Source organism: Streptomyces sp. NPDC030862 (assembly GCF_055571835.1).
Genome location: NZ_JBVIEN010000005.1, coordinates 103,630 through 115,745 on the forward strand (window position 1 = coordinate 103,630; position 12,116 = coordinate 115,745).

General features: G+C 73.0%; 15 protein-coding genes. 7 read left to right on the forward strand and 8 right to left on the reverse strand.

Translation table 11 applies throughout. From position 1 onward, the window contains the following. Genes ACZ42X_RS14950 through ACZ42X_RS14965 form a run of 4 tightly spaced genes read left to right on the forward strand, consistent with a single transcriptional unit; the run spans position 1 to position 2,030 of the window. The gene (locus tag ACZ42X_RS14950; protein WP_361418370.1) at positions 1–450 is read left to right on the forward strand and encodes a hypothetical protein; all 450 of its coding nucleotides are present in this window, start codon (positions 1–3) and stop codon (positions 448–450) included. Continuing rightward, complete coding sequence (locus ACZ42X_RS14955; protein WP_468289042.1) at positions 447–1,139, forward strand: transcriptional regulator; 693 nt, start codon at positions 447–449, stop codon at positions 1,137–1,139. Before ACZ42X_RS14950 ends, ACZ42X_RS14955 begins: the two co-directional genes overlap by 4 nt. Next, positions 1,136–1,651, forward strand: a complete 516-nt coding sequence (locus ACZ42X_RS14960; RefSeq protein ID WP_468289045.1) for a roadblock/LC7 domain-containing protein — start codon at positions 1,136–1,138, stop codon at positions 1,649–1,651. The genes ACZ42X_RS14955 and ACZ42X_RS14960 overlap by 4 nt, the downstream gene beginning before the upstream one ends. Before the next feature lie 7 nt (positions 1,652–1,658). Then, positions 1,659–2,030, forward strand: coding sequence for a hypothetical protein (locus ACZ42X_RS14965; protein ID WP_468289048.1), 372 nt, complete (start codon positions 1,659–1,661; stop codon positions 2,028–2,030). Positions 2,031–2,037: 7 nt separating this feature from the next. Here the strand turns inward: ACZ42X_RS14965 and ACZ42X_RS14970 are convergent, their stop codons facing one another. From ACZ42X_RS14970 to ACZ42X_RS15000, 7 genes are all read right to left on the reverse strand, one after another. Next, complete coding sequence (locus ACZ42X_RS14970) at positions 2,038–2,601, reverse strand: hypothetical protein (RefSeq protein ID WP_468289051.1); 564 nt, start codon at positions 2,599–2,601, stop codon at positions 2,038–2,040. An 87-nt stretch (positions 2,602–2,688) separates the two neighbouring features. Then, complete coding sequence (locus ACZ42X_RS14975; RefSeq protein ID WP_468289054.1) at positions 2,689–3,549, reverse strand: MurR/RpiR family transcriptional regulator; 861 nt, start codon at positions 3,547–3,549, stop codon at positions 2,689–2,691. A gap of 75 nt (positions 3,550–3,624) precedes the next feature. Continuing rightward, on the reverse strand, positions 3,625–4,095 hold the full coding sequence (locus tag ACZ42X_RS14980) for a DUF3574 domain-containing protein (RefSeq protein ID WP_468289057.1): 471 nt from the start codon (positions 4,093–4,095) through the stop codon (positions 3,625–3,627). A 70-nt stretch (positions 4,096–4,165) separates the two neighbouring features. Beyond that, on the reverse strand, positions 4,166–5,086 hold the full coding sequence (locus tag ACZ42X_RS14985; RefSeq protein ID WP_468289060.1) for a DNA-binding protein: 921 nt from the start codon (positions 5,084–5,086) through the stop codon (positions 4,166–4,168). A 9-nt stretch (positions 5,087–5,095) separates the two neighbouring features. After that, positions 5,096–6,292: an MAB_1171c family putative transporter gene (locus ACZ42X_RS14990; protein ID WP_468289063.1), complete on the reverse strand. Its 1,197-nt coding sequence runs from the start codon at positions 6,290–6,292 to the stop codon at positions 5,096–5,098. Further along, a complete protein-coding gene (locus tag ACZ42X_RS14995) occupies positions 6,289–6,867 on the reverse strand; it encodes an ImmA/IrrE family metallo-endopeptidase (RefSeq protein ID WP_468289066.1) in 579 nt (192 codons plus the stop codon). Before ACZ42X_RS14995 ends, ACZ42X_RS14990 begins: the two co-directional genes overlap by 4 nt. Positions 6,868–7,052: 185 nt before the next feature. Next, positions 7,053–7,532 carry a helix-turn-helix domain-containing protein gene (locus ACZ42X_RS15000; RefSeq protein WP_361418340.1) on the reverse strand — a complete coding sequence of 160 codons (480 nt, stop codon included), beginning with the start codon at positions 7,530–7,532 and terminating at the stop codon, positions 7,053–7,055. A gap of 244 nt (positions 7,533–7,776) precedes the next feature. Between ACZ42X_RS15000 and fabG the strand changes: the two genes are divergently transcribed. After that, entirely contained in the window at positions 7,777–8,520 is a 744-nt protein-coding gene (gene fabG / locus ACZ42X_RS15005; RefSeq protein WP_468289070.1) for a 3-oxoacyl-ACP reductase FabG, read from the forward strand. Between the two features lie 127 nt (positions 8,521–8,647). After that, complete coding sequence (locus tag ACZ42X_RS15010) at positions 8,648–9,265, forward strand: hypothetical protein (RefSeq protein WP_468289073.1); 618 nt, start codon at positions 8,648–8,650, stop codon at positions 9,263–9,265. Positions 9,266–9,546: 281 nt separating this feature from the next. On the opposite strand, the gene ACZ42X_RS15015 is transcribed toward ACZ42X_RS15010, so the two are convergent. Beyond that, positions 9,547–10,932 carry a cystathionine beta-synthase gene (locus ACZ42X_RS15015; RefSeq protein WP_468289076.1) on the reverse strand — a complete coding sequence of 462 codons (1,386 nt, stop codon included), beginning with the start codon at positions 10,930–10,932 and terminating at the stop codon, positions 9,547–9,549. Between the two features lie 105 nt (positions 10,933–11,037). Here ACZ42X_RS15015 and ACZ42X_RS15020 point away from each other — a divergent pair, with 105 nt between their 5' ends. Next, complete coding sequence (locus ACZ42X_RS15020) at positions 11,038–12,066, forward strand: SGNH/GDSL hydrolase family protein (RefSeq protein WP_468289080.1); 1,029 nt, start codon at positions 11,038–11,040, stop codon at positions 12,064–12,066. Positions 12,067–12,116 lie beyond the last annotated feature (50 nt).

A 12,116-nucleotide genomic window follows, 5' to 3' on the forward strand; every position in this document is an offset into this window, starting at 1 on the left:
GTGCCCGGAATCGATGAGTGCCTGCTCCACGCCATGACCGTGCCGGGTGCGCGGGGAGCGGCCCTCGTCGACTGGACGAGCGGTCTGGCGCTGGGGGTGATCGGGGACTCCCCGGTGGGCGACCACGAGACGACCGCCGCCGAGACGGCCGAACTGGCGCGGGCTGCAGCCGAGTACGAGTCGTTCGCCCGGCCCGAGGAGTTACGCGACGGCGCGTTATCCGACGACGAGCTCCCTGACGCCGGGTTACGCGACGGCGGCTCCCCCAAGGGCCCGCCCGTCGAGGACGTCATCGTCACCACCCGCTCCGGCTACCACGTCCTTCGCTTCGTCGAGACGACCTTCGACAGCAGCGTGTTCCTCCACCTCTGGCTCGACCGCTCCACCGGCAACCTCGCGCTCGCCCGCCTCCGCCTGCGCGACCTCGCGGAACGGCTGGTCCTCGGATGACCGTCGTCTCGCCCCTGCTGCTGCGGCTGGCCGCCGAAAGCGCCACCGGCGCACTGCTGCGCGACCACGGCACGCTCCACCTCGTCGACGGCCGCGTGGTGCACGCCGAGAGCCCCGTCGCACCCGGCCTCGACGTCCTGCTCACGGCGGGCGGCCGACTGCCCCCGGACCGGCGGCTCGGCGACGGCGAGCTGGAGATCTGCCGCCTCGGCGCCCTGTACGACGCGGCGTTCTTCGCGCTGACCCCCGGCAGCGGCCCGACCCGCTTCCGCTACGGGCCCGTCGCCGTCCCGGGCCCGGTACCCCCCGTACGCCCCGTCCCGCTCGTCGACGTGGAGCGCGAGACCCGGCGCCGCCGCGAGCTGCTGGACGGCGTGTGGCCGTACCCGGCGGTGGACGCCGCGCCCGTGGTGCCCCGCCCGGCGGCCCCCGGCCAGACCCTCACCCTGCGGCAGCGGGCGCTCCTCGCGTACGCCGACGGCACGCGTACGCCGGTGGAGCTGGCCCGTGCGCTGGGGCGGCCCGCCTTCCACACGCTGCTGGAGGTGCGGCGGCTCGCGGCGGCCGGGCTGGTCGCCACGCCGCTCGAACCGGCGCCGCCGCCCCCGCGCTGGCTGCCGCCGTCCGTCCCCGACCCGGACACCGCCCTGCTCCGCCGGCTCCGCGACGCCCTGGAGGCCCACCTGTGACGACGACCCGCACGGCAGCCCACGCCGAAGCCCAAGCCCAGGTGCTCGGCGAGCTCAGACGCCTGCGGGCCCGGCTCCCGCAGCTGACCGGGGCCCTCGCGGCGAGCGCCGACGGCCTGGTCCTCGCCCACGACACGGGCGGCGGCAGCACCGCCGAGGGCGTCGCCGCGCTGACGGCCGCCGCGCTCGGCGTGGCCCAGCGGCTCACCGACGCGACCGGCCAGGGCGGCTTCCGCGAGCTGCTGGTCCGCGGCGAGGAAGGCTACGTCGCCACGTACGCGGCGGGTAGCTCGGCCGTCCTCACCCTCCTCGCGGAGCCCCGCGTCAACGTCGGCCGCCTCCACCTGGAGGCCCGGCGCTCCAGCGCCCGTATCGGCAGCGTGCTCGACGCCGCGCTCGTACCGCAGCAGCGGCCGCCCGCGCGGCCCCCCATTCCGCCCCGCCCGTCCCACACACCGCCGTCCCCCGCACAGCCGTCCCAGACACCGTCCCCGACACCGAAGGAAGCGTGAGCAAGCGATGGCCAACGTCGAAACCGCCCTGAAGGAAACCACCACGATCGACGGCGCGTTGGGCGCCGCGCTCGTCGACTACACCAGCGGCATGGCCCTCGGCACGATAGGCGGCGGGAAGGACTTCGACCTGGCGATCGCCGCGGCGGGCAACACCGACGTCGTCCGCGCCAAGGTCCGCACGATGGAGATGCTCGGCCTCAAGGACGAGATCGAGGACATCCTGATCACCCTGGGCACGCAGTACCACCTCATCCGGCTCCTCAAGAGCCGCGGCGGTGCGGGCCTGTTCCTGTACCTGGCGCTCGACAAGGAGCGGTCCAACCTGGCGATGGCCCGCCACCACCTGCGGCGCATCGAGTCCGAACTCGAAGTGTGAGCCGCGCTCAGCGGCGACGCCGCGCCCCGCCGGGGGCGGCGTCGCCCGCGGCGATGCCCGTGGTGCGGTACGCGCGCACGGGCGTGCCGGCCGGGCCCTTGGCGAGCCGGTCGGTACACACCCACAGCAGCGTCTCGTGCCGGTGCTCCCAGCGGCCCAGCCACACGGCCTTCAGCCACAGCCCCGCGCCGGCCCCGGCCAGCCACAGCCCGCCCGCGCCGGGCAGCACGAAGGAGAGGCCGAGCGCGGCCAGGAAGGCCCCCAGCAGCCACCAGCGGCGGGAGCGGCGCCAGGCCCGGGCGGTCACGGCCCGGTCCTGGAGGAAGTCGGCGCGCGCGGCCCGGGTGGCCTCCGCGGCCAGGCGCGTGTACCGCGCGCGCCGCGCGAGGGCCACCGCGGCGGCCGTCACCAGGAACAGCGCGGCCCCGGCGAGCAGTCCGATGCGCCGCCCGGTCAGCCCGGGCACCAACGCCCCGAGCCCGGTGGCCAGCAACCCCGGCCACCACAGGGGTGCCGCCCCCGCTCGTACGACCACGGCCACTCTCGCCAGCGCCTGACCGCCCCGCGCCACGTCCGCCTCCTCGCCACTCCTGACACCGCTGCGTCTGTCGCGGCGGAAGGCTAGCGCCCTTCCCTTAACGTCTCCTGAGAGAGGCCATCACTCCACGAAGAGGCCGCGCGCCGCCGCCCCCGCGTCGAACTCCTCCAGGCGCGCCTGCGCGTCCGGCAGCCCGTCGCACATCGCCTCCAGCAGCACCCGCCCCAGCAGCATCGGCGCGCACGCCGTGTCGAAGGCGAGCCCGGTGCCGACGGCCGCCGGGAGCAGGACGTCGCTGTGCTTGGCGACCGGCGCGAACGCCGAGTCCGCGACCGTCACCACCGTCAGGCCGGCCTCCCGCGCGTGCGCGAGCGCCTCGACGACCTCCTTGGGGTGGCGGGGCAGCGCGAAGCAGAGCAGCACCGTGGCCCCGGCCCGTACGGCGCCGTCGATCCGGTCGACGAGCATGGTGCCGCCCTCGTCCAGCAGCCGGACGTCGGGGTGGACCTTGGCCGCGAAGTACGCGAAGCCGCGCGCCTGCGAGGAGGCGGCCCGCAGCCCCAGCACGGGCAGCGGCCGCGAGGAGGCGAGCAGCCGCCCGGCCCGCTCCACGGGCTCGGGGTCGGCGAGCAGCCCGGCGAGATGGCGCAGGTTCTCGATCTCGGCGTGGACGGCCTGCTGGTACTCGTTGAACTCCGAGCCCCCGGCCGGCACCGGCTCGGCGGGCGCCACCTCGCGCAGGTACTTGCGCAGGCCCGGGTAGCCGTCGAAGCCGAGGGCGACGGCGAAGCGGGTCACGGACGGCTGGCTCACCCCGGCCAGCTCGGCGAGCTCCACGCTCGACAGGAACGGCACGTCGGCGGCGCGCCGCACCATCCAGTGCGCGATCCTGCGCTGCGTCGGCGTCAGCCGGTGCCCTTCGAAGAGCGCCTGCATCCGCGCGGCGGGGCTGTCGCTCACGGTGTCCGTCCCCCTGTCCATTCAGTCGTGCACAAGTGTGCATGACTCTATGCACCGGCTGCACCCCCGGGAGACCCCCCGGCCCATGCCCTCCGCTCAGAAGTCGGCCACCACCTGCACATCGGCTCTGCCCACCGACTCCAGGCCCCACATCCGCGTGTAGTGGTCCCGGATGTACTCGATGTCGGAGTCCCGGGCCTGCGCCGCCGACCTCGGGTACAGCACGATCAGTTCGTAGGAGCGTTCGCTGTTGATGGAGCCGGTCTTGTCGCGCCACTGCCCGTGGCCCTCCTGGAGGGTGAGGCCGGAGGGGAAGCGGGGCGTGATGTGCTCGTTGAGGAACTTCATGAACTGCTCCTCGGTGATCGGCGGAGCGCCGTTGTGGCGACCGGTGCCGAAGAACAGGTGCGTCTCGACGTACGGCTCACCGCGCAGGACGGGGGCGGCGGCTTCCTGTTGCGCCGGCTCGGCCGGCGCGGCCCAGCCGGCGACGGTGTCGGCCGCCCCCGCCAGGACGACGGCGGCGGTGGTGAGGTGGAGCAGGCGCGAGGTGGTTCCTGACAGCACGGGTGTCCTCCGGGGGTTCTCGGGTTCCTGGGTTCCTTGGTTCCTTGCACGGACGGATCAGGGCACGGGGTCAGCGCGGCAGGAGGCGGGCGAGGTACCGTGCCGTCTCGCGCGGACCACGCGGCACACCGCGCCCGCGTTCGACGGCCCGCGTCGCGGCCTCCAGGGCCCGGAGGGCGCGTACGGACCCCATGGCCGGAACCGTCCCGGACTCGACCAGGCCCGACAGCCACGCGTCGGCCTCGCGCCACGCCCCGGCCCGCGCGAGGACGTGACCGAGCTCGGCGGCGAAGAGGGACCGGTAGGCGGGCCCGTCGCCCGCCTCCGTGGCCGTGTGCAGCAAGGACGCCGCCCGCTCCGTATCGCCCAGGTCGGCGAGGGCGAGCCCGTGGTGGCCGTCGAGCTCGGCGCGGTCGAACCACCAGGCCCACTCGGGGTCCTTCGCGCCGGGCCCGTCGGCGTGCAGTTCGTGGGCGATGCGCAGCGACCGCCGCGCCGCACGCCGGTCCAGGCGCTGGGCGTGGGCGCGGGCCTCGCGTACGTGGAAGAGGGCGGCCACCCGCGTCGGCAGGCCCTTCCGTGCGAGGACGGCCGAGGAGATGCGCAGCGAGTCGGCGGTGCGCCCGAGGTGGGCCGCCTGCATGCTCAGCACGGACAGGGTCAGCAGTTCGATGGAGCGGTCCTCGTCGCCGAGTCCACGGGCCAGGGCGAGGGCGCGCCGGTTGAGGCGGTACGAGAGCGCGTGCTGCTCGGCGTCGAACAGGATCCAGGCGGCGACCTCGAAGAACTCGGCGAGATCGGCCGGGACGGCGAGATCGGCGGGAGCCGCCGCACAGGGCGGCGGGCCGGGGTGCCGCAGGACCGCGGCGACGGCGCGCACGGCCACGGGCGCGGCGCTGCGCGCCCCGGACGCCCGGTCGATCGCCAGCAGCTCCGCCGTCATGGCCGCGATGCCGGGCGGGGACCGGAACGTTTCCTCCGTTCCTTCCATACCAGCGGGTCACCTCGGCTTTCGCGGGGCGGTACGGCGCTTGGGCGCGGTGCGGGCGAAGGCCGTGGCCACCTCGGCCAGCCACGCCACCTCCTTCGCGTAGTCGCCCCGGCTCTCGGCGGGCGAGGGCCCGGTGCCGGGGACGAAGGGCGCGGAGGCGTCCGGGTCCTCCGCCCGCGCCCTGAGGGCGGCGTGCAGGTAACCGGCCTCGTCCTCGGGGGAGCGCCGCGCGGTCTCCGGCGCGTCGCCGCGGAGCGCCGCGGCGTGGGTGAGGTGCGGCCGCAGGGCGAGGAACCCGTCGAGTATCTCGATGACCCGCCGGTAGAGCCGGTACTCGAGGCTGTACGGCGGCAGCCGGTCCAGCCACCTCGGCGGCGGCGGCTCCAGCGCGATGCCGGGTGCCGCCTCGTACAGCGCCCACCACAGCGGGCGCAGCCGCAGGTAGGAGCGGTAGTTCCACAGCCAGCGGGAGAGCGCGAGCCCCCAGGACGGGACGGTCCAACCGAAGACCTGGAGCAGTGAGCCCACGTCCCCGGCGAGCCAGTACGCGGGTTCCCAGGCGCTCATGTCGTAGCCGAGCTGGGTGCCGATCGTCTGGGTGTAGCGGATGGCGCAGTACAGCAGGATGAAGGAGGCGCCCGCGGTCACCGTCCACATGCCCACGCGCAGCCACGGGCGGTGGGCGATGCGCGCGTACCGGTAGGACAGGCGCAGGGCTCCGACCTGCCCCACCGCGCAGATGGTGATGTAGAAGAGCAGGTAGCCCGCGTAGTCCAGGTCCTGCATGTTCCGCAGCAGCGTGCCCTCCGCGGAGGGGTCCCTGCGGTAGGGCTCGACGATGAAGAACAGGGCGACGAGGGCCGCGAGCGTGACGGAGAAGGCCCGGATGCGCCGTCTGGCCAGCACGCGTGCCTCTTCGGGGGGATGGGACCAGTGCACCAGCACGACCTGCTGGGCCGCGGTGAGGACGACGACCGCGGCCTGCGTGAGGATGGTGGTGAAGTTGGCGTATCCGGCGAGGGCGTTGACGTGGTCGCGCAGCCAGTTGAAGTCGATGAGGAAGCTGACGCCGGAGCACAGGAAGTAGACGGCGAGGGCCCACAGGGCGGGGTCGGTCCTGCGCTGGACCAGTTCGGGGAGCTTGTAGCAGAACGCGGCGAGCCCGGCCGCGGCGCAGATGTGCGCCAGCACGTCGTAGAGGTTCATCCGCGGCCGATGACGCTTTCCACGCGGGCCATGACGCTGGCGATCTCGGGGGCGAGGGCGGGGGGCGCCCCGGTGACGTCCTGGCGGGCACCGGCCAGGATGAGCGACGCCATCATCTCCGCTTCCTGCTCGTCGCGGTCCGAGTAGACGGACCTCATCAGCGACCTGCGGACCAGGTTCGGGTCGAGGTCGGGGAAGAGGTGTTCCGGAACGGTGACCCGCTTGGGCGCCGCCGCCACCGGGGCGGCCGTCGCGGGGGCGGTGGTCGCGGGGGCGGTGGTCGCGCGGGCGGTGGTCGCCGGGGCCGCCTCGCCGTCGTGCCCGCAGATGATGTGCGACAACTCGTGGGCGATGATGTGCTCTTGGTGGGACCTGCTGGTGTCCGCCTGGTAGACGATGATGTCCGTCTCCGGGACGGCGATCCACAGTCCGTGGAGCGACGGGTCCTCCAGCTCCATGGAGGTGAGCCGGATGGCGCGGCCCCGCCGACGGCTGACCTGTTCGCAGATGGCCATGATGTCGCTGCCCGGGGTGATGCCGGCCTCGTCGATGAGCCTCTCGCAGGTACGGCGCATCTGCCGGAATGCGGTGCGCCGACCGGGTACGCGTAGCGGAGATGCTCCCACCGATGTGTCCTTTCCGGCCTACATGCCGGCAGTGCCGTTGGCGTTCGATCGTTGCCAACTGTCCCGGCGGGCGCAAGGGCCGACCGAGGCGGGCGGGCGGAGGTTGACCGAAAGGCGCCCCCCGCCACGGCCCGTCAGCTCCCGGGTCCGGGCTGTCCCCGGGGCTCGTCCTGGCCGTCCTGCGGCGCCTCCTGCGGGGGCAGGCCCTCCAGTTCCCGTACCCGGTCGATGACTTCGGCGATCGAGCGCAGGCTCTTGGAGGACAGCCCGGCCGCCCGGAGGGCGACGTGCTGCACCTGGGCGTCCCGCAGCGCGGCGAGCATGCCGAGCTGGGCCTCGACGGCCGCCGTCACCTCGTCGTCGAAGAAGTAGGCCGGGGGTACGCCGAAGAACCGGGCCAGCCCTTCGAGGTGCCGGATGGTCGGGTTGTCGCGCTGCCCCTTGCGCAGCAGCCAGATGTAGCTGCCCGAGATGGGCACCCCCTGCTCGCTGATGGCCCGGGCGGCCTCCTCGGTGCTGTAGGGGCCGCGACCGGCCGGAACCACTGTCTCGAAAAGGTGGTTGATCTTGTCGGCCAGACTCTTTCTTCCCGGCACGTCCGACGAACTGGTCATTGCCGCACCTCACCTCCGTGACTGCAACCTATCCCCACACTGGTGTGCAGTCCATGTCGCCCATCTCCCAACACCAGTTGACGGCCTGTCATGACGGCACTAGCGTGACGCCTCGACTACGACTGGTATTGGAGCGGCGACTCGCTGAAGTGTCACACCAGTTCATCGATCAAGGCGTGGTCCGCGCCGCGTGCTGACCCTGCTCTCCAGGGCGACGGCCACCACCCAGCGAGAAGGGTTGTGCATGAGGGGATGGGACGTACGACCGGTCGCCCTGGTGACCGGCGGTTCACGCGGCATCGGCCGGGCGGTCGTCCACCGGCTGGCCCGCGACGGACACGACGTGGCGTTCTGCTACAGGTCCGACGACGACGCCGCCGCGCAGGTGGAGAAGGAGGTCGTCGAACTGGGCCGGCGCGCCTTCGCCTGCCGCGCGGACGTCTCCCAGGCCGACGAGGTACGCGCCCTGGTCCGCGAGGTCGAGAACGAACTCGGCCTGATCGACGTGGCGGTGGCCGCGGCGGGCATCACCCGGGACAGCCCGCTGCCGCTGATGCGCGAGGAGGAGTGGCACCAGGTCCTGGCCACGAACCTGGACGGGACGTACCACGTCAGCCGGGCGGTCGTCTTCGAGATGATGAAGCGCCGACGCGGCTGCATCGTGAACATCTCCGCCGCCGCCGGCGTCCACGGACAGGCCTGCCAGACCAACTACTCCGCCTCCAAGGCCGGGATCATCGGCTTCACCAAGGCACTGGCCAAGGAAGTCGCCCCGTACGGCATCCGCGCCAACGCGATCGCACCCGGCTTCATCGAGACCGACCTGACCGCGTCGCTGCCGGAGACCGCACGGGACGAGGCACTGCAGGCCATCCCGCTGCGCCGCTTCGGCCGGCCGGAGGAGGTGGCCGACATGGTCGGTTACGTGGTCTCCGCGGAGTACATGACCGGAAACGTGCTCCACATCGACGGGGGCGTCACCCTCTGAACCGACCACCCGCGACGCTGACATGATCAAGGGCGGACCGGCCACGTCCGACGCGGTGACGGGGATCGCCGGCGGGACGAAGAGGCCGGGCCGCGACCCTCATCCCTTCGATCAGTCACGGACCGCCATGCACACCACCCTCACCCCGTTCACGCTCACTTTCTGGAAGGGGGAGCGGTCTCGGGGCAAGCCGCTGCTGCGCGCCTGGCAGGGCACGTCTCCGGAATACGGGGACATGCGCGTCCTCTGGCCCGCGCCTCCCTACGTGGACGAGCTCATCACCACACAGGTGAGCGGTGGTCTCATTCCGACGGCCACCTTTGAGACCCGCGGCATCCACGCCGAACTCGTGGGGATGCCGACCCTGAACCGCGCGACCGCGCGCGTGGGCGACGGCCTCGTGTCACTGAGCCGGAACAGGTTCGCCATGACGAAGAGGGGCCGTTCCCTGCGCATGACGTACCAGGGTGACCACTACAGGCTGACGGCGATCGATCGGAAGGCGTACACGCTCGCTCGGACGCCCAACGCCGACGACCCCGGCGTCGTCCTCACGGTGCGGCAGTCGGGGCGCGGGAAGAACAAGAAGGTCTCCGTCCAGGCGAACGGCCGGGTCCTGCCCGCCGATCTGGCCCTGGCGGTCCTCTTCTCCGGAGTCGACCGGGCCGTTCTCACCCGGGGAGGCGCGGTGCGTGCCGGCATCGCGAGGATGTCCATGCTCTGGGCCGAGACCCACAACCCCTGACCGCACGGGCCGTACGGACCGCACGGACCGTACGGGAGAAGCGCGGGGACCGCCGCACCCCCGTTGCCGGGGGGCGGGACGACGGCGGTCCCCGCGGGGACGCGGGCCGGGTCAGGGCCGGTCTCCGCGTCCGTGGCGTGCGGGAGGTCCGGGAGCCGCTCCGGAGGTTCCTGACGCCGACACGTCCTACCGTGCACGAGCAGTGTTAAGCGGGTGCTGCCGTGACATGACGTGCTCGTACCGTTTGCGCGAAGCCGCCCCGAAGGGCGGCCGCCTCGCGGCTACTTGCCTTCCTTCGCGAGGAACGACAGCAGGTCCTGACGGCTCACCACACCGGTGGGCTTGCCCTCGACCAGCACGATCGCCGCGTCCGCCGTGCCCAGCACGGACATGAGGTCGGCGACCGGCTCGCCGGAGCCGACCTGCGGCAGCGGCGGGCTCATGTGCTTCTCGAGCGGGTCGTCGAGGGAGGCCCGCTTGGTGAACAGGGCGTCCAGCAGCTGGCGTTCCACGACGGAGCCGACGACCTCCGCGGCCATGACGTCGGGGTGCCCGGCGCCCGGCTTGACGATGGGCATCTGGGAGACGCCGTATTCGCGCAGGACCTCGATGGCCTCGCCGACGGTCTCCTCGGGGTGCATGTGGACGAGCTTGGGGATGTCGCCCTCCTTGTGCCGCAGGACGTCGCCCACGCTGGCGGACGGGCCGGCCTCCTCCAGGAAGCCGTAGTCCGCCATCCACTCGTCGTTGAAGATCTTCGAGAGGTAGCCCTTGCCGCTGTCCGGCAGCAGCACGACCACCACGTCGTCCGGGCCGAGCCCCTCCGCCGCCCGCAGCGCCGCGACGACGGCCATGCCGCAGGAGCCGCCGACGAGCAGGCCCTCCTCCTTGGCCAGGCGCCGGGTCATCTGGAAGGCGTCCTTGTCGGAGACCGCGATGATCTCGTCCGTGACGCTGCTGTCGTACGCGCTGGGCCAGAAGTCCTCGCCGACGCCCTCGATCAGGTACGGACGCCCGGAGCCGCCGGAGTACACCGAGCCCTCCGGGTCGGCGCCGATGACGCGGACCTTGCCGCCGCTGACCTCCTTCAGGTAGCGGCCGGTGCCGGTGATGGTGCCGCCGGTGCCGACGCCCGCCACGAAGTGGGTGATCTTCCCGTCCGTCTGGTCCCACACCTCGGGACCGGTGGTCTCGTAGTGCGAACGGGCGTTGTTCGGGTTCGAGTACTGGTCCGGCTTCCAGGCGCCCGGCGTCTCCCGTACAAGCCGGTCGGAGACGTTGTAGTACGAGTCCGGGTGCTCGGGGTCGACGGCCGTGGGGCACACCACGACCTCGGCGCCGTACGCCCGGAGCACGTTGATCTTGTCCGTGGAGACCTTGTCGGGGCAGACGAAGACGCACTTGTAGCCCCGCTGCTGGGCCACGATCGCGAGGCCGACACCCGTGTTGCCGGACGTGGGTTCGATGATGGTGGCGCCGGGCTTGAGCTCACCGCTCTGCTCGGCCGCCTCGATCATGCGCAGGGCGATCCGGTCCTTCACCGAACCGCCCGGGTTGAAGTACTCCACCTTGGCGAGGACGGTGGCCTGCAGGCCCTCGGTCACACTGTTGAGCTTCACCAGCGGGGTGTTGCCGATGAGGCTGATCATCGAGTCGTGGAATTGCACCGTAGTTCTCCGGGGTCTCCGTAATGGTCCCGCCAGCGTATGCGTAGGACGAGGCGGTTACGGGGCAGTTAGCTCTTGTATTGCCTGGAGGAGGTGACTGCCCCTATGTCGAGGGCGAGGGTGGCGCGACGGATCGCCGCGGGCGCGGCGTACGGCGGCGGGGGCATCGGGCTGCTGGGCGCGGCGGCGGTGGGGGTGCTGCTGGCGGAGGTCCAGCTGGCGAAGCGTTCCGTGGGCGGCGGGGTGGCGCCGCTGCCACCGGCGGCTGACGGGCTGTACGGCCGTGGTTTCGAGGGCGTCGAGCCGGTCAGGCTCGCCCTTCTGGGCGATTCTACGGCGGCGGGCCAGGGCGTGCGGCGGGCCGGCCAGACGCCGGGTGCGCTGCTGGCCTCGGGGCTCGCGGCGGTCGCGGAGCGTCCCGTCGAGCTGCGCAACGTCGCCCTGCCCGGCGCCCGCTCCGACGACCTGGAGCGCCAGGCCACGCTGCTGCTCGCGCACCCGGGGCGGATCCCCGACGTGTGCGTGATCATGATCGGCGCGAACGACGTGACGCACCGGATGTCGCCGACCCAGTCCGTGCGGTACCTGTCGACGACCGTGCGGCGGCTGCGCACGGCGGGCGCGGAGGTGGTGGTCGGCACCTGCCCCGACCTGGGCACGATCGAGCCGGTGTACCAGCCGCTGCGCTGGGTGGCGCGGCGGGCCTCGCGCCAGCTGGCCGCCGCCCAGACGATCGTGGTCGTGGAGCAGGGCGGCCGTACGGTGTCGCTCGGCGACCTGCTGGGCCCGGAGTTCGAGGCGAACCCGCGCGAGATGTTCGGCGCCGACAACTACCACCCCTCGGCGGAGGGGTACGCGACGGCGGCGATGGCCGTCCTGCCCACGGTCTGCGCCGTCCTGGGCGTCTGGCCGGAGGAGGAGCGGCTGGAGGCCGACCGCCGCGAGGGCATCCTGCCGGTCGCGAAGGCGGCGGCGGAGGCCGCGGAGGAGGCCGGTACGGAGGTCACCCCGGCCCGCGCCCCCTGGGCCCGCCTGAAGCACCGCCGACGCCGGCGCCTGCCCCCGGTCACGGGCCCGGCACCGTCGCCGGACTGGCCGGACGCCCGCGGCGACGCCCGAGGGCGCCACGCGTAGCAGCCCGTGCGCCCGGCACGCCTGAGCGAGCGCTTAGAAATGCGGCGCTC

Coding starts and splice junctions, on each gene's coding strand:
- ACZ42X_RS14955 (WP_468289042.1), top strand. CDS start 447: ATGACCGTCGTCTCGCCCCTGCTGCTGCGGCTGGCCGCCGAAAGCGCC.
- ACZ42X_RS14965 (WP_468289048.1), top strand. CDS start 1,659: ATGGCCAACGTCGAAACCGCCCTGAAGGAAACCACCACGATCGACGGC.
- ACZ42X_RS14975 (WP_468289054.1), bottom strand. CDS start 3,549: ATGGACAGGGGGACGGACACCGTGAGCGACAGCCCCGCCGCGCGGATG.
- ACZ42X_RS14985 (WP_468289060.1), bottom strand. CDS start 5,086: ATGGAAGGAACGGAGGAAACGTTCCGGTCCCCGCCCGGCATCGCGGCC.
- ACZ42X_RS14990 (WP_468289063.1), bottom strand. CDS start 6,292: ATGAACCTCTACGACGTGCTGGCGCACATCTGCGCCGCGGCCGGGCTC.
- ACZ42X_RS14995 (WP_468289066.1), bottom strand. CDS start 6,867: ATGCGCCGTACCTGCGAGAGGCTCATCGACGAGGCCGGCATCACCCCG.
- ACZ42X_RS15000 (WP_361418340.1), bottom strand. CDS start 7,532: ATGACCAGTTCGTCGGACGTGCCGGGAAGAAAGAGTCTGGCCGACAAG.
- fabG (WP_468289070.1), top strand. CDS start 7,777: ATGAGGGGATGGGACGTACGACCGGTCGCCCTGGTGACCGGCGGTTCA.
- ACZ42X_RS15010 (WP_468289073.1), top strand. CDS start 8,648: ATGCACACCACCCTCACCCCGTTCACGCTCACTTTCTGGAAGGGGGAG.
- ACZ42X_RS15020 (WP_468289080.1), top strand. CDS start 11,038: ATGTCGAGGGCGAGGGTGGCGCGACGGATCGCCGCGGGCGCGGCGTAC.